The 21,437-nt window shown below is 71.7% G+C and carries 20 protein-coding genes and 1 riboswitch; of the genes, 13 read left to right on the top strand and 7 right to left on the bottom strand.

What is annotated here, in order from left to right; genetic code table 11:
- Positions 1-108 precede the first annotated feature (108 nt).
- The 3 genes from ACFV8H_RS06040 (at position 109) to ACFV8H_RS06050 (ending at position 4,104) form a co-directional block, all read left to right on the top strand.
- Positions 109-564: an ATP-binding protein gene (locus ACFV8H_RS06040; RefSeq protein WP_380396841.1), complete on the top strand. Its 456-nt coding sequence runs from the start codon at positions 109-111 to the stop codon at positions 562-564.
- 330 nt (positions 565-894) lie between these two features.
- A complete protein-coding gene (locus ACFV8H_RS06045; RefSeq protein ID WP_380396843.1) occupies positions 895-2,895 on the top strand; it encodes an RICIN domain-containing protein in 2,001 nt (666 codons plus the stop codon).
- Positions 2,896-3,243: 348 nt separating this feature from the next.
- Complete coding sequence (locus tag ACFV8H_RS06050; protein ID WP_380396845.1) at positions 3,244-4,104, top strand: DMT family transporter; 861 nt, start codon at positions 3,244-3,246, stop codon at positions 4,102-4,104.
- 70 nt (positions 4,105-4,174) lie between these two features.
- Here the strand turns inward: ACFV8H_RS06050 and ACFV8H_RS06055 are convergent, their stop codons facing one another.
- Entirely contained in the window at positions 4,175-4,468 is a 294-nt protein-coding gene (locus tag ACFV8H_RS06055) for a hypothetical protein (RefSeq protein WP_380396847.1), read from the bottom strand.
- Between the two features lie 172 nt (positions 4,469-4,640).
- Here ACFV8H_RS06055 and ACFV8H_RS06060 point away from each other — a divergent pair, with 172 nt between their 5' ends.
- Together ACFV8H_RS06060 and ACFV8H_RS06065 are read left to right on the top strand one after the other, a co-directional pair.
- On the top strand, positions 4,641-5,282 hold the full coding sequence (locus ACFV8H_RS06060) for a hypothetical protein (protein ID WP_375891521.1): 642 nt from the start codon (positions 4,641-4,643) through the stop codon (positions 5,280-5,282).
- Between the two features lie 91 nt (positions 5,283-5,373).
- Positions 5,374-5,829 (top strand): nuclear transport factor 2 family protein, encoded by a 456-nt coding sequence (locus tag ACFV8H_RS06065; RefSeq protein ID WP_380396849.1) that lies wholly within the window; start codon positions 5,374-5,376, stop codon positions 5,827-5,829.
- Here ACFV8H_RS06065 and ACFV8H_RS06070 read toward each other — a convergent pair.
- Positions 5,826-6,572, bottom strand: coding sequence for a TetR/AcrR family transcriptional regulator (locus ACFV8H_RS06070; RefSeq protein ID WP_380396851.1), 747 nt, complete (start codon positions 6,570-6,572; stop codon positions 5,826-5,828). The genes ACFV8H_RS06065 and ACFV8H_RS06070 overlap by 4 nt on opposite strands.
- Positions 6,573-6,715: 143 nt before the next feature.
- On the opposite strand from ACFV8H_RS06070, the gene ACFV8H_RS06075 reads away from it, so the two are divergent.
- The gene (locus ACFV8H_RS06075) at positions 6,716-7,309 is read left to right on the top strand and encodes an NADPH-dependent FMN reductase (protein WP_380396853.1); all 594 of its coding nucleotides are present in this window, start codon (positions 6,716-6,718) and stop codon (positions 7,307-7,309) included.
- 25 nt (positions 7,310-7,334) lie between these two features.
- A complete protein-coding gene (locus ACFV8H_RS06080; RefSeq protein ID WP_380396855.1) occupies positions 7,335-8,918 on the top strand; it encodes an MDR family MFS transporter in 1,584 nt (527 codons plus the stop codon).
- Here the strand turns inward: ACFV8H_RS06080 and ACFV8H_RS06085 are convergent.
- The 5 genes from ACFV8H_RS06085 to gcvT form a co-directional block, all read right to left on the bottom strand.
- Positions 8,887-9,024: a hypothetical protein gene (locus ACFV8H_RS06085; protein ID WP_380396857.1), complete on the bottom strand. Its 138-nt coding sequence runs from the start codon at positions 9,022-9,024 to the stop codon at positions 8,887-8,889. The two genes, ACFV8H_RS06080 and ACFV8H_RS06085, sit on opposite strands and share 32 nt — an antisense overlap.
- Before the next feature lie 79 nt (positions 9,025-9,103).
- Positions 9,104-10,471 (bottom strand): L-serine ammonia-lyase, encoded by a 1,368-nt coding sequence (locus ACFV8H_RS06090; protein WP_375891526.1) that lies wholly within the window; start codon positions 10,469-10,471, stop codon positions 9,104-9,106.
- 135 nt (positions 10,472-10,606) lie between these two features.
- Positions 10,607-11,875, bottom strand: a complete 1,269-nt coding sequence (gene glyA, locus ACFV8H_RS06095) for a serine hydroxymethyltransferase (protein ID WP_375891527.1) — start codon at positions 11,873-11,875, stop codon at positions 10,607-10,609.
- An 81-nt stretch (positions 11,876-11,956) separates the two neighbouring features.
- Positions 11,957-12,337: a glycine cleavage system protein GcvH gene (gene gcvH / locus ACFV8H_RS06100; protein ID WP_375891528.1), complete on the bottom strand. Its 381-nt coding sequence runs from the start codon at positions 12,335-12,337 to the stop codon at positions 11,957-11,959.
- A 99-nt stretch (positions 12,338-12,436) separates the two neighbouring features.
- Positions 12,437-13,558, bottom strand: a complete 1,122-nt coding sequence (gcvT, locus tag ACFV8H_RS06105) for a glycine cleavage system aminomethyltransferase GcvT (RefSeq protein WP_380396860.1) — start codon at positions 13,556-13,558, stop codon at positions 12,437-12,439.
- Positions 13,559-13,804: 246 nt separating this feature from the next.
- Positions 13,805-13,909, bottom strand: a riboswitch (glycine riboswitch).
- Positions 13,910-14,095: 186 nt separating this feature from the next.
- Between gcvT and ACFV8H_RS06110 the strand changes: the two genes are divergently transcribed.
- The 6 genes from ACFV8H_RS06110 (at position 14,096) to ACFV8H_RS06135 (ending at position 21,432) form a co-directional block, all read left to right on the top strand.
- On the top strand, positions 14,096-14,893 hold the full coding sequence (locus ACFV8H_RS06110) for an enhanced serine sensitivity protein SseB C-terminal domain-containing protein (protein WP_380396862.1): 798 nt from the start codon (positions 14,096-14,098) through the stop codon (positions 14,891-14,893).
- 115 nt (positions 14,894-15,008) lie between these two features.
- Positions 15,009-15,974, top strand: a complete 966-nt coding sequence (locus tag ACFV8H_RS06115; RefSeq protein ID WP_380396864.1) for an enhanced serine sensitivity protein SseB C-terminal domain-containing protein — start codon at positions 15,009-15,011, stop codon at positions 15,972-15,974.
- A gap of 456 nt (positions 15,975-16,430) precedes the next feature.
- Entirely contained in the window at positions 16,431-17,420 is a 990-nt protein-coding gene (locus ACFV8H_RS06120; RefSeq protein ID WP_375891532.1) for an ABC transporter permease, read from the top strand.
- Between the two features lie 65 nt (positions 17,421-17,485).
- The gene (locus ACFV8H_RS06125) at positions 17,486-19,255 is read left to right on the top strand and encodes an ABC transporter substrate-binding protein (RefSeq protein WP_380396866.1); all 1,770 of its coding nucleotides are present in this window, start codon (positions 17,486-17,488) and stop codon (positions 19,253-19,255) included.
- Positions 19,256-19,354: 99 nt separating this feature from the next.
- Positions 19,355-20,365 carry an ABC transporter permease gene (locus ACFV8H_RS06130; RefSeq protein ID WP_380396868.1) on the top strand — a complete coding sequence of 337 codons (1,011 nt, stop codon included), beginning with the start codon at positions 19,355-19,357 and terminating at the stop codon, positions 20,363-20,365.
- The gene (locus tag ACFV8H_RS06135) at positions 20,362-21,432 is read left to right on the top strand and encodes an ABC transporter ATP-binding protein (RefSeq protein ID WP_380396870.1); all 1,071 of its coding nucleotides are present in this window, start codon (positions 20,362-20,364) and stop codon (positions 21,430-21,432) included. The genes ACFV8H_RS06130 and ACFV8H_RS06135 overlap by 4 nt, the downstream gene beginning before the upstream one ends.
- Positions 21,433-21,437: the final 5 nt, after the last annotated feature.

Below are 21,437 nucleotides of genomic sequence, written 5' to 3' on the forward strand. Positions count from 1 at the left end.
ACGGTGTGACTACTGAGGGTATGCCCGGCTCCCGACTCTTGAGGGGTGAAGTGGCCGAACTCAGCTCTTGCGAGTGACGCCCGGCAATCCATCCCCCCAAGGATTCTGATGATCACTCAGCCTGGTGACGCCGTCGAGTGGACGCTCCCCCGCCACCCCCGCAGTGCGAGCCGTGCCCGGATCCGGCTCCTTCGGCAGGCCTTCGAGTGGGAGATCGACGTCGAGTCCGCCGAGACCGCCCTGCTCCTCCTCAGCGAGCTCGTCACCAACGCCTGCCACCACGCCCGCGGCCCGCGCGACCGCCTGATCGGTGTCCGCCTGGCCCTGGTCACCCCCACCCTCCTCCGCATCGAGGTCTCCGACGCGAGCCCCAACCTCCCCGTGCCCCGGCACGCGGCTCCCGACGAGGAGTCCGGCCGGGGCCTCGAACTCGTCGCCGCCCTCGCCACCTCCTGGGGCGCCGAGCTGCGCGGCGAGCGCCACATCGGCAAAACCGTCTGGTTCGAACTCGCCCTTCCCTCGCCCGCCGGCCCTGCCTCGGGCGATCTCGTCGCATCGCGGTGAGCGGGCCGACGCCTGTGGGAAATGGTGCCGCGCTCAACGACGTTCTCCGGCGGCTCGGGCCGGATGAGGACTTCGCGGCGGACGTGGCGTCCACCCGCGCCCTGCACAGGAAGTCGGAGGGGCCGACTTCCTGTGCAGGCCCCAACAGTGTTGGCGCCCATGCGGCGCCGAAAGATATTAATTCGTGATAACCGTCCGGTGCTTCCAGGGTAGCGCGTAAAAATCCTCACGCCTTTTCGCTCGGGACGTATGAATAGCGTCAACAGTGCCGCTGCAGCGGGATTTCCGGCCCTACCATCCAGCTTTACCGAGAAGAAGGATGGAATTGACGTGCAATCCCTGTCCCGCCTGAAACGAGCCCTGGCCTGTGGGCTCGCCGCAGTCGCCGTGTCCGGCGGCCTCGCCGTTCAGGCCCCGACGGCGTCGGCGGCGCCCCCCGTGGACACCACCTGCGGCACCCCGGCCGCCGTGGGCGGCGGCAACTGCATGACCGCGCTGATCAATTCGGCCTTCGACATGATCAAGGGCATGCGCGCCGCCGCGAACAACAACAAGCTGGACAACGCGGAGTTCACCCAGAACACCGCGTCCAAGCTGAGCCAGAAGTTCCCGGGGTTCAACGTCCTGGTGTACAAGACGGTGGGCACCGACCTGTACGACACCGAATGGTTCAAGGGCGAGTACAAGGCCGACATGCGCGGGGTGCTGCTCGACACCACGTACAAGCTCAACCATTTCCTGGACAAGGACAAGAAGGATCCCTCCGGCTACGACGTGTTCCGGATCTGGGTCTTCCAGGGGGACTCGACCTTCCGCAACCGCACCGACGGCGGCTTCATGAACTGGGCGTTCGTCGGCCAGGACGGCGACAGCGTCAAGAAGGAGTCGTGGACCTGCCGGTCGGGCACCGCGCGGCCGTACAAGTGCGACGGCGACGTCCGCAGCATCCACTTCCCCGGGCGCTCGGGCTACGGCACCAGGACCGGCAGCCTGACCCCCGACGTCAGCCGCGACCACCACGCGTGCCTGGACGTCAGCGGCAACGGCACCGCGAACGGCACCCCCGTGCAGATGTGGGAGTGCAACGGCGGCGACGCGCAGCGCTGGACCTACAACGGGTACCGCCTCCAGGCGGCCAACGGCAAGTGCCTGGACCTGCCGGGCAACAACACCGCGAACGGGAACAAGCTCCAGGTCTGGGACTGCCTGGACAACCCCGGGCAGCGCTGGAACATGTCGGCCAGTGGCGGCTTCCGGCACCTGGTGGACCAGGAGGACCGGTCCAAGGACGTCTGCATCGACGACTTCAACTCGCAGACCGGCAACGGCAGCCCGGTGGTGGCCTGGGGCTGCGGCTCCGAGGACAAGCGGGACGCGCCCAACCAGAACTGGGCCTGGGGCGGCACCCCGCCGACCACCACCCCGACCACGCCCACCAACGGCGCCGACGTGATCCTCAAGCTCGACAACGGGCTGGGCGCCGTCCCGGTCGGCGGTTCGGCCGGCGCGTCGGTCGTCCCGGGCATCCGGGGTGGCAACGAGTCCAAGTGGAAGATCACCTCGGTGGGCGGCGGCCGCTACCGGATCACCAGCTCGTACGGGCTGGAGCTCACCGAGAACAGCAACTACATGGCCGAGCTCCAGCCGTGGAGCAACGCCGACCGGCAGAAGTGGCAGCTCGTCCCGGTCGGCAACGGCAAGTACCAGATCCGGATCTCCGAGGACGACTGCCTCGCCCACGACGCCGACTTCAAGCAGCTCGGTGTGTGGACGTGCAAGTCGGGCTGGCAGCAGGAGTGGGTGCTGGAGGGCTACTCCGGCGGCGGGACCACGCCGACCAAGCCCGACCCCGGCACCGGCGGTGGTGGCACGGGCGGTGGTGGCACGGGCGGTGGTGGCACTGGCGGTGGCGGTGGCGGTGGCGGTGGAGCCAGCGTCCCGACCGAGCGGCCGCTGTTCCTCAAGCTCGCCAACGGGCTGGGCGCGTCGGCGCCCACCGAGACCGCCAGCTGGGGTTCGCCGATCGTGGCCGGGGTCCTGGGGTACAAGGGCTCCAAGTGGACGATCAAGCCGCTGGGCGGGGACCGCTACCGGATCGTCAACGACCTCGGGTACAACCTCACCGAGAACCCCGACACCTACGTCGCCGAGCAGCAGGCGTGGGGTGACACCTCCAACCAGAAGTGGCAGTTCAAGAGCCTCGGCGGGGGGAAGTACCGGATCCAGATCGACGACGACAACTGCCTCGCCCACGACGCCGACTTCAAGCAGCTCGGCGTGTGGACCTGCAAGTCGGGCTGGCAGCAGGAGTGGACCTTCCAGCTCCTCTGACCGCTCGCCGCTGCCGCACGGGAAGTCGGACCGGCCGACTTCCCGTGCGGCACCGTTTCGGCCCCGCTAGCATCGGGGGCGTGAACCCGTACTGGCGCGTCGCGCTGCCACCCCTCCGCGCCTGATCGGGCGCCCGCTCCGGTGGCTTGATCCCCGCAGCCCCGCCCAGGGGCTCAGCGGCGTGCGCCCGTTCTCGGAACCAGTCCCCTCGACGGTCCTCGACGACGGAAGTTCACGACTGTGCCGAATCGTTTCTCCACGCCTACGTCCACGCCTACGTCCACGCCCGCGCCTGCGCGCGCCCGCCTGACCCCCACCCCCCGCCGTACCCGCCCGATCGACGGGCCGGTGCCGATCCTCGTCACCGCACTGCTGTGGGGCACCACCGGGACGGCCAGTTCGCTGGCGCCGGGCGGCGCCCCGGCCATCGGCATCGGCGCGGCCGCGCTGGTGCTCGGCGGGCTGCTGCTGTTCCTCACCGACCGCACCGCCTGGTCGCTGCCCCGCAGGTGCGGTACGCGGGAACGGTGGCTGCTGGCGGCCGGGGCCGTCGCCGTGGCGGGGTACCCGCTGACCTTCTACCCGGCCGTACCCCGCGCCGGGGTCGCGGTGGCGACGGTGATCGCGCTCGGCAGCGCGCCGGTCTTCACCGGACTGCTGGCATGGCTCACCCGGCAGGGGCGGCCCGGCGGGCGCTGGGCCGGGGCCACGGCGCTGGCCGTGCTCGGCTGCGCGGTGCTCGTGCTCGGGCCCGAACTCGCCGGTGGCGGGCGGGCGGTGGACCTCCTCGGGGTGCTGCTGGCGACGCTCTCCGGACTCTCGTTCGCGGTGTACTCGCTGATCGCCGGGCGGCTGATCGGGGGCGGCCGGCCGGCCGCCGGGGTGATGGGGGCGATGTTCGGCGGGGCGGCGGTGCTGGTGCTCCCGGTGCTGCTGCTCGGCGACCTCCACTGGCTGGCCTCGGCGCGCGGCGCGGGCGTCGTGCTGCACCTCGGAGTGGTCACCACCTTCCTGGCGTACCGGCTCTACGGCCACGGCCTGCGGCACACCCCGGCCCAGACCGCCACCACCCTGACCCTCGCCGAACCCGCCGTCGCCGCCGTCCTCGGCGTCGCGGCCCTGGGCGAGCGCCTCCCGGCAGCCTCCTGGTGCGGCCTCGCCGTCCTCGCCTCCGGCCTCGCCTTCCTCGCCCTCCCCGAGCGGCGCTAGACGCCCCGCTGCACGGGAAGTCGGCCCGGCCGACTTCCCGTGCAGCGGGTGAACCGGGCCGGGCCCGCCGTCAGTCGATGCGCACGCTGGCACCGAACTCCTGCGTCGTGTGGCCCCCGGGAGGAACGACCGCGATGACCCTTCCGGTGCAGTTCGCGCCGTCGTACACGCGGGCGGACCCGTCGGTCCTGTTCTCCAGGATGAGCGGAACGATCGGCGCGTTGTAGCAGCCGCTCGGGTTCTTGATGACCTCGCCGGGGGCGAGGATGAGCTCGCCGCGGGCGGCGAAGGCGGTGTTGGGCAGGGTGAGGGCCATGACCCCTGCGGTGGCGAGGGCCCCGAGCACGGTCGCGAGACGTCGCACGATGACTCCTGGGGAGCGGGTGATCGGGGCCGGGGCGCCCCAGGCCCAAACTCCCCACCCGCCGGAGCGGGCGCAATTCCCGCGTGTCGCCCGAGTGACTCGCATGCGTAGGCCGGCACGGGAAGTCGGCCCGGCCGACTTCCCCTGCGGCGGGGGCTGGTTGACTGGCGCCGTGAACGCTGTGACCGAGGTGCTGGTCCCTGGAAGCGGGGGCGACCCGTTGGTGGCGGGCGAGCCGTTGCTGGGGTGTGCCGGGTTCTGGTGGTGCCACCTGGTCGGGCTGGGATGGCCCGGGCCCGGGGAGGGGTGGCCGGAGCCCGAGTGGTTCGGGGCGGACGGTGCCGATGCCGACGCGATGTCCGAGCGGCTGTACGACGCCGGGGCGTGGCCGGTGTTCCGGATCCCGTTCGACGGCGGGCGGGCGGTGGCGGTGGTCTACCGCAATCTGGACGGCGATGCCGGGATCGACTACCTGCTGATCGGCCCCGGGTCGTCCCGGCCGGAGCTGCTCGTTCAGGACGACGGGCACCGCACCGGGGCGGGGCTTGGCTGGCCGGAGCTGGAGCGCATCGCCGACGCGCCCGACCGGGCAGCCGACGGCGTGCACCACCCCGCCGAGCGGCTACTCCTGCTGCTGCCCGCACTGGACGGCTCGGAGTCGGCGGCCGGGGCGGTGGACCGGGTGGCACGGGCGCTGGTGGAGGTCGGGGCTCCGGCGGGCACCGCCCGTGCGACGGCGGCGCGGCTGCTGGAGCGGCGGGGGAGCGGGGTGGGCTGCCAGGTGGCGGGGGAGTCGCCGCTCAGTGGTGGGTAGGGTGGGGTGATCGAGTGATCCGCGCGGGGGCAAGTGGGTTGCCGTACAAGGATCCTGGCGTCCCCGTCCGCTGACGAAGGGGCCTGAGGCCATGTCCGATTCCGTCACACCCGGCCCGCTCGACCTACTGGCCCGTTACCGGCGGGCGATGCTCGACCTGGATGCGGACGCGTTGGCCGGGCTGTACGCCGAGGACGGGGTGCACGAGTTCCCGTTCCTGTTCCCGGGGATGCCCGCGCGCTACCGGGGGCGGGAGGAGGTCCGGGCCGGGTACCGGGCCGCGTGGGGTGCGAGCGAGGCCCGGCCGCGGGAGGTTCGGGAGGTGGCCGTCCATCCGGGGGCGGATCCCGAGGTGCTCACCGTCGAGCAGTTGGTGATCGGCACGGTCGCCTCCACCGGCGCGGAGTTCGCCCTGCCGGGGCTGCTGGTGCTGCGCGCCCGGGGCGGGCTGCTGGTGCACGTCCGGGACTACATGGACGGCCTCGGCGTCGCCCACGCGATGGGACGCCTCGGTGCGGTCGCCGCCCGGTTGGAAGCCGGGAGCTAGATGCCGAAGTGGGTGGCGATGCCGTCGAGGACGCAGTCGAGGCCGGTCTCGAAGTGCCAGGCGGGGTCGTCCTTGCGGGTGGCCCGCTGGAGGTACTGCTGGTAGGCGGGGTAGCGGCCGGTGCCCATCAGGTAGGTCATCCGGGGGGCCAGGCCGGCGCGGGTCTCGTCGCCGTCGGACCAGTTGTGGTCGCGGCGCAGGGCGGCCAGGGCGACCTCGGAGGCGACCGAGCCGTGGACGTAGCCGGCCACCGTGCGGAAGATCGCCATGGTGGTGTCGGCGTCCAGGCCGTGCTCGGCGAGGGCGGCGAAGGACCGCTCGGGGACGGCGAGCTGGTGGGGGGTGAGGGAGAACGGGGTGGCCGCCCGGACCATCCAGGGGTGGGCGAGGTTCATCGCGCGCAGGTGGACGGCGAGTGAGCGCATGGCCGCGCGCCAGCCGTCGGCGGGGGCGTCCAGGGGGAGTTGGCCGTAGACGAAGTCGGCCATCAGCTCGATGAGTTCGTCCTTGCCGGAGACGTACCGGTAGGCGGCCATCGGGGCCACGCCGAGCGCGGTGGCGAGCCGGCGCATGGTGACGGCGTCCAGGCCCTCGGCGTCGGCGATGGCGACCGCGGCCTCGGCGATCCGGTGCGGGGTCAGGGTGGTGCGCGGTGCGGGGGCCGGGCGGTCGAGCCGCTCCCAGAGGGAGGGCTGCGGCTTGTCCTGGTCGTCGTCCCCGCTGGGGGCCTGCTGAGCGGGCATGGGGGGCGGGCTCCTTCCGGTGGGAGGGTCCACCGTATCACTCGCGTGTACACCGTATCCGTCTAGTAGACGCCGTACGCATCAGTGTGTACGTTGTATCCATCGCCGATACGGCGTACACATCATCTTGGAGGGGGACCCCCATGTCCACGGAGCAGAACCTCAAGGTCGCGGTCGTGCTCGGCAGCACCCGCGACGGCCGCTTCGGCCCGGTCGTCGCCGACTGGCTGCTCGGCCACCTCGACGCCCGCGGCGGCATGACCGCCGACCTGATCGACCTGGCGGCCACTCCGCTGCCCACCGTGATGCCGTCCTGGGGTGCGGAACTGCCGGAGCAGGAACGTGAGTTGCTCGCCGCGGTGTCGCCCCGGCTGGCGGCCGCCGACGCCTTCGTGTTCGTCACGCCGGAGTACAACCACAGCTTCCCCGCGCCGTTGAAGAACGCCATCGACTGGCACAACCAGCAGTGGCACGGCAAGCCGATCGGCTTCGTCTCGTACGGCGGACTCTCCGGCGGCCTCCGGGCGGTCGAGCAACTGCGCGTGGTGATGGCCGAGTTGAACTCCGTCACGATCCGCAACACGGTCAGCTTCCACGGCGCCGCCCAGGCCTTCGACGCCGAAGGGAAGCCGAAGGACCCGGCCGCCGATGCCGCCGCCAAGACCCTGCTCGACCAACTGGACTGGTGGGCGCAGGCGTTGCGGGATGCCCGGCAGGCCCGGCCGTTCACCGCCTGAACCGGACGGGACAGGGGGAACCGCCATGACCACGGAACCGACCGACGACCGCCCCAAGCCGCCGCTGCTCGGCGTGCTCGGGCTGATGCTCGGCATCTTCCTCTCGGCCCTCGACGGGCAGATCATCGGCACCGCGCTGCCCACCATCGTCGGCGACCTCGGCGGACTGGAGCACCTCTCCTGGGCGGTCACCGCCTACCTGCTCACCTCCGCCGCCGCCACCCCGCTGTGGGGCCGGCTCGGCGACCTGTACGGGCGCAAGGGCGCCTACCAGTGGGCGGTGGCGGTCTTCCTGCTCGGCTCGGCACTGTCCGGACTCGCCCAGGACATGGGCGAGTTGATCGCCTTCCGGGCGCTCCAGGGGGTCGGCGCGGGCGGGCTGATGGTCGGCGCGCTCTCGGTGATCGGGGTGCTGGTGCCCGCCACCGACCGGGGCCGGGTGCAGTCGGTGATCGGGGTGCTGATGCCGATCGCCTTCGTCGGCGGGCCGCTGCTCGGCGGCTTCCTCACCGACCGGCTCAGCTGGCGCTGGGCCTTCTACGTCAACCTGCCGGTCGGCCTGTTCGCCCTGGCCGCGGTCGCCGTCGGAGTCCGGCTGCCGAAGGCCGAACGGGTCCGCGTCCCCTTCGACTGGGCCGGGGTCGCCCTGCTGACCACCGGCATCCTCGGACTCACCCTGGTCAGCAGCTGGGGCGGGACGACGTACGCCTGGACCTCGCCGCTGATCCTCGGCACGGGCGTGGTTGCGGTGGTCGCGCTGGCCGTCTTCGTGCCGGTCGAACTGCGCGCCCCGGGGCCGCTGATCCCGCCCGCGCTGTTCCGCAGCCGCAACTTCTCGGTGGCCCAGGTGCTGGGCTTCCTGGCCGGCGCGGTGATGCTCGCCCTGATCGGCTACCTGCCGCAGTACCTGCAGTTCGTCCAGGGCGCGACACCGACCACCGGCGGGCTGCTCCTGCTGCCGCTGATGCTCGGCATGATGGGCACCCAGCTGGTCACCGCCCGGCTGATGGGCCGGCCCGGCGGCGAACGGCGCTACCCGGTGCTGGGCGGGGCGCTGACCCTGGCCGGGTCCGTGCTGCTGCTGTTCCTGGGGACGGACACACCGGTGGCGGTGGCCTCCGGGCTCACGGCGGTCGCCGGGATCGGCATCGGGCTGCTGATGCAGAGCACCATGCTGACCTCGATGGGCGCGGTGCCGCGCCAGGACATGGGCGCGGCGATGGGCGTGGTGACCCTGCTGCGCAGCTTCGGCGGCTCGCTCGGCATGGCCGCCCTCGGCGCGGTCTACACGGCGCGGCTGACCGCCGGCCTGGAGGCGCGGCTGAGCCCGGCCGACGCCGCCCACCTGACCGGCGGCGGGGGGCTCACCCCGGCCACGCTGGCGGGCCTGCCCCCGGCCGTCCGGGACGCCGTCGGCACGGCGGTCACCAGCGGGCTGCACGGCGCGGTGGCCGGCGGCCTCGGCCTGGCGGCGGTGGCGACGGCGGTCGCCCTCCTGGCCCGGCCGAACCCGAACCCGGCTGCAAACCCGAACCCGGCCCCGCCCGCCGACCCGGCCCCGCCCCCGAGCGGCGGCGTCACGACCGGTGGCGTAGCGCGAACACGATGACCGCGACGGCGATCGAGACCAGGAAGAGCGTCACCGCCGGCCACAACGGATCGCCCATGGTCACGGCCATCATGATCGACCGGACCCCCGCACCGATGAATTTCACGCCCGAACCGTACCGTCCGCCCCGGGTACGCGGGAGCCCCCGGACGGGGTCCGTCCGGGGGCTCGTCAGCGGGCCGCGATCAGCACTCGATGACGTTCACGGCGAGGCCGCCGCGCGAGGTCTCCTTGTACTTGATCTTCATGTCCGCCCCGGTCTCCTTCATCGTCTTGATCGCCTTGTCCAGCGAGACGTGGTGGCGCCCGTCGCCGCGCAGCGCCATCCGGGCCGCGGTGACGGCCTTGACCGAGGCCATGCCGTTGCGCTCGATGCAGGGGATCTGGACCAGGCCGCCGACCGGGTCGCAGGTGAGGCCGAGGTTGTGCTCGATGCCGATCTCGGCGGCGTTCTCGACCTGCTCGGGGCTGCCGCCGAGGACCTCGGCGAGGCCGCCCGCGGCCATCGAGCAGGCGGAGCCGACCTCGCCCTGGCAGCCGACCTCGGCGCCGGAGATGGAGGCGTTCTCCTTGAAGAGCATGCCGATGGCGCCGGCCGCGAGCAGGAAGCGGACGATGCCGTCCTCGTCCGCACCCGGGATGAAGTTCAGGTAGTAGTGCAGGACGGCGGGGATGATGCCCGCTGCGCCGTTGGTCGGGGCGGTGACCACCCGACGACCGGAGGCGTTCTCCTCGTTGACCGCCATCGCGTAGAGGGTCACCCACTCCATCGCGTTGGCCGGCCCGATGCCCTCGGCGCGCAGCGCCCGGGCGCCCGAGGCGGCCCGGCGGCGGACCTTCAACCCGCCCGGCAGGATGCCCTCGCGGCTCATGCCGGCCCGCACGCACTCCTGCATCACGGACCAGATCTCCAGCAGCCCGGTGCGGATCTCCTCCTCGCTGCGCCAGGCCTTCTCGTTCTCCAGCATCAGGCCGGAGATCGACAGCCCGGTCTCCCGGCTGAGCCGGAGCAGCTCGTCGCCGGTGCGGAAGGGGTACTTGAGCGCGGTGTCGTCGGGCTTGACGCGGTCCGCGCCGAGCGCGTCCTCGTCCACGACGAAGCCGCCGCCGACCGAGTAGTAGGTCTTCTCCAGCAGCGTCGAGCCGTCCGCCGCGAACGCCCACAGGGTCATGCCGTTGGCGTGGTACGGCAGCGAGCGGCGCCGGTGCAGGATCACCTGGCTGTCGGGGTCGAAGTCGATGGGGCGCTCGCCGAGCAGGTTGATCCGCTTCTCGGCGGCGATCCGCTCGACGTCCTTGTCCGCCTGGTCGACGTCGACGGTGCGGGGCGAGTTGTTCTCCAGGCCCAGCAGGACGGCCTTCAGGGTGCCGTGGCCGTGGCCGGTGGCGCCCAGCGAGCCGTACAGCTCGGCGCGTACGGCGGTCACCTGCTCCAGCAGGCCTTCGGAGCGCAGGCGGCGGGCGAACATCCGGGCGGCGCGCATCGGGCCGACGGTGTGGGAGCTCGACGGGCCGATGCCGATGGAGAAGAGGTCGAAGACACTGAGGGCCACGGGGGACGTCCTTGTCTGGTCTCGTGGAGGGACTGGGCGGTGCACGGAACGGGGCACCGCGCGCACTTCCAGTGTGCGCGGTGCCCCGGAGTGACAGGTGTCCGGCCGGAGTGAGGCCGGTCACCCGCGGCCGAACTAGAGGTTCGGGTAGAGCGGGTACTTCTCGGCCAGGGCGGTGACCCGGGCCTTGAGCGCGGCGGCGACGGTCTCGTCGAAGGCGGGCTTGAGCGCCTCGGCGATGACGTCGGCGACCTCGCGGAAGTCCTCGGCCCGGAAGCCGCGGGTGGCCAGGGCCGGGGTGCCGATCCGCAGGCCCGAGGTGACCATCGGCGGGCGCGGGTCGTTCGGGACGGCGTTGCGGTTCACCGTGATGCCGACCTCGTGCAGCCGGTCCTCGGCCTGCTGGCCGTCGAGCTGGCTGTTGCGCAGGTCGACCAGGACCAGGTGGACGTCGGTGCCGCCGGACAGCACCGAGGCGCCGGCCTCGGCGACGTCGGCCTGGAGCAGGCGCTCGGCGAGGATCTTGGCGCCCTCCAGGGTGCGCTCCTGGCGCTCCTTGAAGTCCTCCGAGGCGGCGACCTTGAAGGCGACGGCCTTGCCCGCGATCACGTGCTCCAGCGGACCGCCCTGCTGGCCCGGGAAGACCGCGGAGTTGATCTTCTTGGCCCACTCGGCCTTGGACAGGATGACGCCGCCGCGCGGGCCGCCCAGGGTCTTGTGGGTCGTGGTGGTGACCACGTCCGCGTACGGCACCGGGTTCGGGTGCAGGCCCGCGGCCACCAGGCCGGCGAAGTGCGCCATGTCCACCATGAGCAGCGCGCCGACCTCGTCGGCGACCCGGCGGAACGCGGCGAAGTCCAGCTGGCGCGGGTAGGCGGACCAGCCGGCGATGATCAGCTTCGGCTGGTGCTCCTTGGCCAGGCGCTCGACCTCGGCCATGTCGACCTGGCCGGTCTTCTCGTCGACGTGGTACGCGGCCACGTTGTAGAGCTTGCCGGAGAAGTTGATCTTCATGCCGTGGGTCAGGTGACCGCCGTGGGCCAGGCTCAGGCCCAGGATGGTGTCGCCCGGCTGGATCAGCGCGAACATCGCGGCGGCGTTGGCCTGCGCGCCCGAGTGCGGCTGGACGTTGGCGTGCTCGGCGCCGAACAGGGCCTTCACCCGGTCGATCGCGATCTGCTCGACCACGTCGACGTGCTCGCAACCGCCGTAGTACCGGCGGCCGGGGTAACCCTCGGCGTACTTGTTGGTGAGCACCGAACCCTGGGCCTCCATGACCGCCACCGGGGCGAAGTTCTCGGAGGCGATCATCTCCAGCGTGGTCTGCTGGCGGTGCAGCTCGGCGTCGACCGCGGCGGCGATCTCCGGGTCGAGGGCGTGCAGGGACTGGTTGAGAACCGTCATGGTGTGGTCTTCCCGGGGAGGAGAGCGGAGGGACGGTGGGAGCGGGACGGACCGCCGTGCTGCGGCCCGCCCCGGCGGGGCTCAGCCCTCGGCGTGGGTGAGCGCGTCGTACTCGGCGGCGCTGAGCAGCGTGTCGGTGGCCTCCACGCGGACCTTGAACAGCCAGCCGCCCTCGAACGGGGCGCTGTTGACCAGGCTGTTGTCGTCCAGGACGTCCTGGTTGACCTCGGTGACCTCGCCGGTCACCGGGGAGTACAGGTCGCTGACCGACTTGGTCGACTCCAGCTCGCCACAGGTCTCGCCGGCGGTCACCGTGTCGCCGACCTCGGGGAGCTGCACGTAGACGATGTCACCGAGCGCGTCGGCGGCGTGCTTGGTGATGCCGACCGTCGAGACACCGTCCTCGGCGGCGGTCAGCCACTCGTGCTCCTTGGTGTACTGCAGGTGCTGGGGGTTGCTCATGGCGTCATTCTCCAGGATGGGAAGCGGGTACGACGCAGCGGGCCGCCGCACGGACGGCTCCGACGTGCGCCGATGGGAAAACGAGGGGCGGCGACGGCCTCAGCGGGCGCGCTTGTAGAACGGCAGCGCCACGACCTGGACCGGCTCGTGCTTGCCGCGGACGTCCACCGCGACGGTGGAGCCGGGGGCGGCGTGGGCCGCGTCCACGTAGGCCATCGCGATCGGCTTGCCCAGCGTGGGGGACGGCGCGCCCGAGGTGATCCGGCCGATCGGGGCGCCCTCGGTGGAGACCACCGTGTACTCCGCGCGCGGGACCCGCTTGCCCTCGGACACCAGGCCGACCAGCACCTTCGGGGGGTTGGTCTCGGCCGCGGCGGCGGCCTGCTCCAGCGCCCTGCGGCCGACGAACGCGCCCTCGTTGGTGGTCTTGTCGAAGCGCACGACCCGGCCCAGACCGGCGTCGAACGGGGTCAGGTCGGTGGACAGCTCGTGCCCGTACAGCGGCATGCCCGCCTCCAGGCGCAGGGTGTCGCGGCAGGACAGGCCGCACGGGACCAGGCCGCGGCCCTCGCCGGCGGTGGTCAGCGCCCGCCAGACCGGCTCGGCGTCGGCCGGGGCGCAGAAGATCTCGAAGCCGTCCTCGCCGGTGTAGCCGGTGCGGGCCAGCAGCACGTCCCGGCCGGCCACGGTGGCCGGGAGGATCGCGTAGTACTTGAGGCCGGGCAGGTCGGCGTCGGTGGTCTCCGCCAGGATCGCGGTGGCCTCCGGGCCCTGGACGGCGATCAGCGCGTAGGTGTCGCGGTCGTCGGTGACGACGGCGTCGAAGCCCTTGGCCCGGGCGATCAGCTCGTCCAGCACCAGCTGGGCGTTGGAGGCGTTGGCGACGACCAGGAAGGCGTCCTCGCGCAGCCGGTAGACGATCAGGTCGTCCAGGATGCCGCCGTCCTCGGCGCAGATCATGGTGTAGCGGGCGCGCAGCTCGCCGAGCGCGGAGACGAAGCCGACCAGCGCGTGGTCCAGCATCTCGCCGGCCTGCGGGCCGGTGACGGTGATCTCGCCCATGTGCGAGAGGTCGAACAGACCGGCCTTGGTGCGGACCGCGAGGTGCTCCTCGCGCTCACTGCCGTAACGCAGCGGCATGTCCCAGCCGGCGAAGTCGGTCATGGTCGCGCCGAGGGCGCGGTGCAGCGCGTCGAGCGCGGTCAGGCGGAGGGACGACATGGCCAGGAACTCCTCGGTCGGGGCACTCAGGGGTGCGCGCGCCGGACCGGACCCGCTCGGGGACCGACCCCGCGCGCGGGCATGCGGCGGCGTGGGTCTCCCCATCTGTCGTCGAACCTGAGAGCTTCACCGCCCACCTGCCCGCAGCCGGCACCAGCGTCGGCTGGTTCCAGCATCGGGGACAGGACGGCGGCTTGCACCGTGGGTGGGCGCGCGACCGGGTCGTGCGCCGCTTTCCAGATGTGCCTAACCCGCGCGGTAGGGGGGCCTGAGAGATTCCGGGGAGGACTTGCTCCTTCGGCGCCGGCTGTGCCCCCTGAGGGGCATTCCGGGCTCTCCCGCGCGGGTTCGAGCGGCCGGTGTGGAGTTGTGGGGGCCCGCGGCGCATGCCGTCGGACGCGCACATCATGGCACGTCCTCGCGGAGGAGGGGAGAGGGGACCCGGTCACACCGCGGTCGGGCGGACCCGGGCCCTAAAATCATCGCGTCGGCGCAGCAGTGGGCGGCCGACCCGGCCCTGGGCCGGATCGGCGGCGCATGGAGTACCCGGTGGAGCAGCAGCAGGGGTGGGGCGGGCCGCAGGCGGCGCCGTCGGGCGGCGCGTGGCCGGCGAACGAGCTGGAGCAGGTGCTGACGGCCGCGCTGGGCGACCCGGGGGCGACCCCGCGGGTGATCGAGGTGCTGGCCCGCAGCCAGGTGTGGATCCCGCTGCCGGCCGGGGGCGACCCGGCCGGGCAGTCGCTGGACCTGCCGACCGTCGAGCTGGCCGGGGCCCCGTACGTACCGGTGTTCTCCTCGCAGGAGGTGTTCCTGCAGCAGGCACCGGGGATGGCCTTCGCCGTCGCGCCGGCCTGGGAGTTCGCCCGCGGGCTGCCGCTGGGCGTGGGCATCGCGGTCAACCCGGAGGCGGCGGTGGGCATCCCGGTGCCCCCGCAGGGCGTGGCGGAGCTGCGCCGCGGCCCCCGGGAGGACCGCTGGGAGCAGCAGCCGGAGGGGCCGACCGGCGGTCGGGTGGCCCTGCGCGAGCCGGTGCCGGGCGAGGACCCGGAGCACTTCCTGGCCGCCTGCCGGGCCGAACTGTCGACCCTGCCGGGGGTGTTGACCGCGCGCCGGGCGCTGGCCAGCATCGAGGGCGAGCCGACCGTGATGTTCGTGGGCGTGCAGCTCGATCCGGCGGCCCCGGCCGACCCGGGGGCGGTGAACGAGGCGCTCGGCCGAGCCCTGGGAACCGCACCGCTGCCGGGTGGCGTCCACCTCGTGCTGCTCGACCTCGCCGACGACCCGGTGGTCGAGTGGCTGTCGACCCGGGTCATGCCCTTCTACTCGCGGGTGTGAGCGGGGATCCTTCACAGGCACGTCGCCGTGGCGGCGGCCGGTGCCGCGCCATAGGGTGCGTGCAGGCGGCTGACGGGCCGGCGGGTTCAGGAAAGAGGCGCGGCGAGGTGGGCGCATGAGTGCGGGAACGGGAGCGGGCGGGGCGCCGGGGCCCTGGGGCCAGGCACCGGCCGGGCGCCCGGGCGCGGACCCGGGCGGGTTGGAGCAGGCTCTGCGCGAGGTCGCGCCGGAGCGCTTCGACGCGTACGAGCGGCTGCTGCACGCGCTGGCCGACGGCCAGGTCTGGATGCTGCTCTGGCACGGCACGCCGGGCAGCCCGGACGCGCAGTACGGGAACATGGAGATCAGCGGTCACGGCTACGCGCCGGCCGTCACCTCCCCCGAGCAGCTGACGGCCTCCGGCTGGGCCCGGGCCCACGAGGTCATCTCGGGGCGGGAGATCGCCGCCTCGCTGTACCGCACCCGCTGGGGCCTGTGGCTGAACCCGCACGCGCCGGGCGGCGGGGTCGGCGTGCCCTGGGCGGACCTGCGGCGGGTCGCCGCGGGCCTGGACCGGCTGCCGGCCGGTCCGTTGAAGCTGAGCGAGCCGCAGGTCGACGCGCAGCAGTTCTTCGCGCTGCTGGAGCGGCAGGCCGGTGAGGTGCGCGCGGTGCGGGCGCTGCGCCGGGCCTGGGTGCAGCCGGCGGTGGGGGAGCCGTACCTGGCGATCGGCCTCGACCTGTACGAGAGTTCGCCGCCGGCCGTGGAAGCGGTGCGGGCGCTGATGCAGCGCGCGATCGCGGTGGCCCCGGAGGGGCTCGCGGTGTCCACGGTGGCGATGGCGGACGAGTTCGACCCGGTGGCGCTGTGGATGCGCGCCAACGCGCGGCCGTTCTTCGACCGGGAGGCCGGGCGTCCGCAGACCGGCCCGTACCCGCCGGTGCCGCAGCCGTACCCGGGCCAGTCGATGCCGGGGCGGCCGGTGCCCGGCCAGCCGGTACCCGGGCAGTCGATGCCGGGCTACGCGTACGGCACCCAGCCGCCCGCGCCGGGCTGGGGGCAGCAGGCCCAGCCGCAGTGGCCCGGCTACCCCGGGCGCTGATCACCAAACCCGATAACCACAATCTGTCACTCGAAGCCGACTTGATTCACCATCAGGTCGGCTTCGGTGCTTTCCGGACGAATTTCCCCACTCTCCGCAGAGGCAGCTTGACATGGCAGTTACACCCATGTGAAGAGGTATATGCCGAAGATCGGAGGCGTGCATGCAGGCAGATCACAGTTGGGCATCTGTCGGTTGTCAGGGCTGGCGCAAGCCAGTTCGGATGACAGAGAGTTCTGCGCAACGCATCGCGCGTACTGGAAACCCCACGAAGGTGAACGCGCACGCCGACCGCTCGATCCACGCGACGCCCATCCCGCGTGGAGGCATTGCCCGTGCACGACGCACTGCCGCGACCACCTGCTCCTAGCACCTCCGCACGTCCGCAGCCGTACCGCCGAAGCCGGCGCCCGGCACCCGTGGGCCGGCCACCGTCGGCGAGGGGACCAACTGACCATGACCGCACCCATCACTACCGCCGGGAACGAACCCGAGGCGCCCGCCTCCCCGAGCCCGGCCAAGACGATCGAGGGCCGCTCCCTCGGTCGGATCGCCTGGACCCGCTTCAAGCGGGACAAGGCCGCCGTCGCCGGCGGCGTCGTGGTGATCCTGCTGATCCTCCTGGCCGTCCTGTCCGGCCCGATCGAGGCCCTGTTCGGGCTCGACCCCGACCAGCCGAACCCGGACCTGCTGGACGCCAACCTCGGCGGACTCCCGCTCGGGGACTGGGGCGGGATGAGCGGGGACCACCTGCTCGGCATCGACCCGCTGCAGGGCCGCGACCTGCTCTCCCGCGTGGTCGACGGCTCCTGGGTCTCCCTGCTGGTCGCCTTCGGCGCGACCGTGCTCTCCAACACCATCGGCACCGTGCTCGGAGTGATGGCCGGCTACTACGGCGGCTGGGTGGACACCCTGATCAGCCGGCTGATGGACGTCTTCCTGGCGTTCCCGCTGCTGCTGTTCGCCATCGCGATCTCCGCCTCGCTCCAGGGCGGCGCGTTCGGCCTGCACGGCCTGCCGCTGCACATCCTGGTGCTGATCTTCGTGATCGGCTTCTTCAACTGGCCCTACATGGGCCGGATCGTGCGCGGACAGACCCTCTCGCTGCGCGAGCGGGAGTTCGTCCACGCGGCCCGCAGCCTCGGTGCGCGCGGCCCGTTCATCCTGTTCAAGGAACTGCTGCCCAACCTGGTCGGCCCGATCCTGGTCTACTCGACCCTGCTGATCCCGACCAACATCCTCTTCGAGGCCGGGCTGAGCTTCCTCGGCGTCGGCATCCAGCCCCCGCAGGCCTCCTGGGGCGGCATGCTGGCGGACGCGAAGAACTACTACCAGGTCGACCCCCAGTACATGGTGGTCCCCGGTGTCGCGATCTTCATCACCGTGCTCGCGTTCAACCTGCTCGGCGACGGGCTGCGTGACGCCCTCGATCCCAAGAGCAACTGACCCTGCGTCAATGCGCAGGCGCCAGGCCCTCCCTCCTCCACATCCTCAAGGGGTTGATCCCATCCATGCGTAGGTCCCGTACCGTCGCGTTGACCGCCGTGGCCGCTGCCGCGGTCCTGGTCGTCACCGGCTGCTCGTCCAGCCCGAAGAGCGCCAGCGGAAGCTCCAACTCGGCCGACTCCAACGGTGGCGGCGCCGACGCGGCCACCAAGCAGATCGTCAACGCCTCGGACAAGAAGGGCGGGACGGTCACCTACGAGATGAAGGGCACCCCGGACTCCCTCGACCCGGGCAACACCTACTACGCCTACATCTACAACTTCTCGCGCCTGTACGGGCGTCCGCTGACCACCTTCAACCCGGCCGCCGGCGCGGACGGCAACAAGCTGGTCCCGGACCTCGCCGAGTCGCTGGGCCAGCCCAGCGCGGACGGCCTGACCTGGACGTACAAGCTGCGCGCCGGCCTCAAGTACGACGACGGCACCCCGATCAGCTCCAAGGACGTCAAGTACGCCGTGGAGCGCTCGAACTTCGCGCCCGAGGTGAACTCCAACGGCCCGACGTACTTCCACGACCTGCTGGTCGACAACCCCACGCCGTACCAGGGTCCGTACAAGGACAAGACCGGCGACCTCAAGTCGATCGAGACGCCGGACGACACCACGATCGTCTTCCACCTGCAGCACCCCTTCGCGGACTTCGACTACCTGGTCAGCGCCCCGCAGACGGTGCCGGTCCCGCAGGCCAAGGACACCGGTGCCGACTACGTGAAGCACGTCGTCTCCTCGGGCACCTACAAGTTCCAGTCCTACGAGGACGGCAAGCAGGCCGTCCTGGTCCCGAACACCAACTGGGACAAGAGCACCGACCCGATCCGCAAGCAGCTCGCGGACAAGATCGTGCTCAAGATGAACATCGACCAGGCCACCATCGACAAGGACCTGCTGGCCGGCAACGCCCAGGTCGACCTGGTCGGCGGCGGCGTCGACCCGCAGACCCAGGCGCAGATCCTGCGCGACCCGAAGCTCAAGGCGAAGACCGACAACGCCTACGGCGGCCGCCTGGTCTACATGGCGATCAACACCAAGGTCGCGCCGTTCGACAACATCGAGTGCCGCAAGGCCGTCCAGTTCGCGGTCGACAAGGTCGCGGTGCAGACCGCGCTCGGCGGCCCGATCCGCGGCCAGGTGGCCAACACCGTGCTCCCGCCGGACATCCCGGGCCACCAGGACTTCAACCTGTTCGAGACCAAGGACAACAAGGGTGACCAGGCCAAGGCCAAGGACGCCCTGAAGGCCTGCGGCAAGGACGGCGGCTTCTCCACCGTGCTGTCCGCCCGCACCGAGCGCGCGACCGAGGTCGCCGCGGCCACCGCGATCCAGGCGCAGCTCAAGAACATCGGCATCAACGCCGAGATCCAGCAGTTCCCGCAGGGCAAGTACCTGACCGACTCGGCCGGTGCGCCGCAGTACACCCAGGACCACAACATCGGTCTGATGATGATGCAGTGGGGCGCCGACTGGCCGACCGGCTACGGCTTCCTGCAGCAGATTGTCGACGGCCGCGCGATCAAGGCCTCCGGCAACAGCAACCTGGCCCAGCTGAACGACCCGGCCGTCAACAAGATGCTGGACGACGCCGCGGTCAACCCGGACCGGGCCGCCCGCGAGAAGATCTACGGCGACATCGACAAGAAGGTCATGGAGAACGCGGTGTACGTCCCGCTGACGGACTTCAAGGTCTTCCTGTACCGCCCGGACAGCGCCACCAACCTGGCGTCCACCCCGGCCTTCTCGGGTGAGTACGACTACCTGAACATCGGCACCACCAAGTAAAGAGCCTGGCTCCGCATCCCTGAAGGCAGGTGAAGGCAGCGGCGCCCGCCGCCGTCCGGAAGATCCCGGACGGCGGCGGGCCGCCGGAGCCGCCCAACTGTGTTTGCCTACATCATCCGCAGGATCCTCGCGGCCGCGGCGCTGCTGGTCGTCGTCAGCGCGGTCACCTTCGCGATCTTCTTCCTGCTCCCGCGCATCGCCGGCGAGACCACCGACCAGCTGGCCGCGCAGTACATCGGGAAGAACCCCTCGCCCGAGGCGATCCAGGCGGTCAAGCAGAACCTCGGCTTCGACCAGCCGCTGTACACCCAGTACTGGAACTTCCTCAAGGCGCTGGTCACCGGCGCCGAGTACAAGTTCGGCCCGGAACCGGCCACCTGCCACGTGCCCTGCTTCGGCTACTCCTTCAAGAACCACCTGGAGGTCTGGCCGGAGATGACCAGCCGGATCCCGGTCACCATCTCGCTCGCCATCGGCGCGGCGGTGCTCTGGCTGGTCTCCGGCGTCACCACCGGCGTGATCTCCGCCCTCAAGCCGCGCTCGATCTTCGACCGGCTCTCCATGGGCATCGCCCTGGCCGGCGTCTCGCTCCCGGTCTTCTTCACCGGCGCCCTGCTGCTGACCGTGTTCAGCTACGAGTGGCCGATCCTGGACAACCTGGAGTACGTCGACTTCACCGCCGACCCGCTGATGTGGGCCCGCAACCTGATCCTCCCGTGGGTCTCGCTGGCCTTCCTCTACTCCGCGCTCTACGCCCGGCTCACCCGCGCCGGAATGCTGGAGACGATGAGCGAGGACTACATCCGCACCGCCCGGGCCAAGGGCCTGGCCGAGCGCAAGGTGGTGGTCAAGCACGGCCTGCGCTCCGCGCTCACCCCGATCGTCACCATCTTCGGCATGGACCTCGGTCTGCTGCTCGGCGGTGCGCTGATCACCGAGCAGGTCTTCTCGCTCAAGGGCATCGGCCAGTTCGCCGTCCAGGCGATCTCCGACAACGACCTGCCCAAGATCCTCGGCGTCACCCTGCTGGCCGCCTTCTTCATCGTCGCCTGCAACCTCGTGGTCGACCTCCTGTACGCCCTCGTCGACCCCCGCGTGAGGCTCTCGTGACCGACCTCCAGAAGAACCCGGCGGACGCCGCGTCCAGCTCTCCGGGCGACCCCTTCCTGTCCGTGCGCGACCTGCGGATCCACTTCGACACCGACGACGGCCTGGTCCGCTCGGTGGACGGGGTCAGCTTCGACCTGCACAAGGGCCGCACCCTCGGCATCGTCGGCGAGTCCGGCTCCGGGAAGTCCGTCACCTCGCTCGGCATCATGGGCCTGCACCGCTCCAAGCGGGCCCGGATCAGCGGCGAGATCCGGCTGGACGGCGAGGACCTGATCGCGGCCGGGCCGGACCGGGTGCGCCAACTGCGCGGCCGGGAACTGGCGATGATCTTCCAGGACCCGCTGACCGCGATGCACCCCTACTACACGGTGGGGCAGCAGATCGTCGAGGCCTACCGGGTCCACCACCCCCAGGCCTCCAAGCGGCAGGCCAGGACCCGCGCGATCGAGATGCTCGACCGGGTCGGCATCCCGCAGCCGGACCGCCGGGTGGACGACTACCCGCACCAGTTCTCCGGCGGCATGCGCCAGCGCGCCATGATCGCCATGGCCCTGGTCAACGACCCCTCGCTGCTGATCGCCGACGAGCCCACCACCGCCCTGGACGTCACCGTCCAGGCGCAGATCCTGGACCTCATCCGGGACCTCCAGCAGGAGTTCGGCTCCGCCGTCATCATCATCACCCACGACCTCGGGGTGGTCGCCGAGCTCGCCGACGACATCCTGGTCATGTACGGCGGCAAGTGCATCGAGCGCGGGCCCGCCGAGACCCTCTTCGACGCGCCCGAACACCCCTACACCTGGGGCCTGCTGGGCTCGATGCCGCGCCTGGACCGGGAACTGCAGGACCGGCTGGTGCCGGTCCGGGGCACCCCGCCCAGCCTGATCAACGTGCCGTCCGGCTGCGCCTTCCACCCGCGCTGCCCGTACGCCGACCTGACCGGCGGGCGCTCCACGGGCGAGGTCCCGGTGCTGACCGAGGCCGCGCCCGGGCACTTCGCGGCCTGCCACCTGGCGGCCGACGAGCGGCACCGCATCTTCGCCGAAGAGATCGCGCCCCGGCTGTGAGCCCG

The organism is Kitasatospora sp. NPDC059827 (assembly GCF_042731675.1).
Classification (GTDB): Bacteria; Actinomycetota; Actinomycetes; order Streptomycetales; family Streptomycetaceae; genus Kitasatospora.

Excerpts from the sequence above, each read along its gene's own strand:
- ACFV8H_RS06120 (WP_375891532.1), top strand. The coding sequence starts at position 16,431 with ATGACCGCACCCATCACTACCGCCGGGAACGAACCCGAGGCGCCCGCC.
- ACFV8H_RS06075 (WP_380396853.1), top strand. The coding sequence starts at position 6,716 with ATGTCCACGGAGCAGAACCTCAAGGTCGCGGTCGTGCTCGGCAGCACC.
- ACFV8H_RS06115 (WP_380396864.1), top strand. The coding sequence starts at position 15,009 with ATGAGTGCGGGAACGGGAGCGGGCGGGGCGCCGGGGCCCTGGGGCCAG.
- ACFV8H_RS06080 (WP_380396855.1), top strand. The coding sequence starts at position 7,335 with ATGACCACGGAACCGACCGACGACCGCCCCAAGCCGCCGCTGCTCGGC.
- gcvT (WP_380396860.1), bottom strand. The coding sequence starts at position 13,558 with ATGTCGTCCCTCCGCCTGACCGCGCTCGACGCGCTGCACCGCGCCCTC.
- glyA (WP_375891527.1), bottom strand. The coding sequence starts at position 11,875 with ATGACGGTTCTCAACCAGTCCCTGCACGCCCTCGACCCGGAGATCGCC.
- ACFV8H_RS06065 (WP_380396849.1), top strand. The coding sequence starts at position 5,374 with ATGTCCGATTCCGTCACACCCGGCCCGCTCGACCTACTGGCCCGTTAC.
- ACFV8H_RS06110 (WP_380396862.1), top strand. The coding sequence starts at position 14,096 with ATGGAGTACCCGGTGGAGCAGCAGCAGGGGTGGGGCGGGCCGCAGGCG.
- ACFV8H_RS06040 (WP_380396841.1), top strand. The coding sequence starts at position 109 with ATGATCACTCAGCCTGGTGACGCCGTCGAGTGGACGCTCCCCCGCCAC.
- ACFV8H_RS06125 (WP_380396866.1), top strand. The coding sequence starts at position 17,486 with ATGCGTAGGTCCCGTACCGTCGCGTTGACCGCCGTGGCCGCTGCCGCG.
- ACFV8H_RS06070 (WP_380396851.1), bottom strand. The coding sequence starts at position 6,572 with ATGCCCGCTCAGCAGGCCCCCAGCGGGGACGACGACCAGGACAAGCCG.
- gcvH (WP_375891528.1), bottom strand. The coding sequence starts at position 12,337 with ATGAGCAACCCCCAGCACCTGCAGTACACCAAGGAGCACGAGTGGCTG.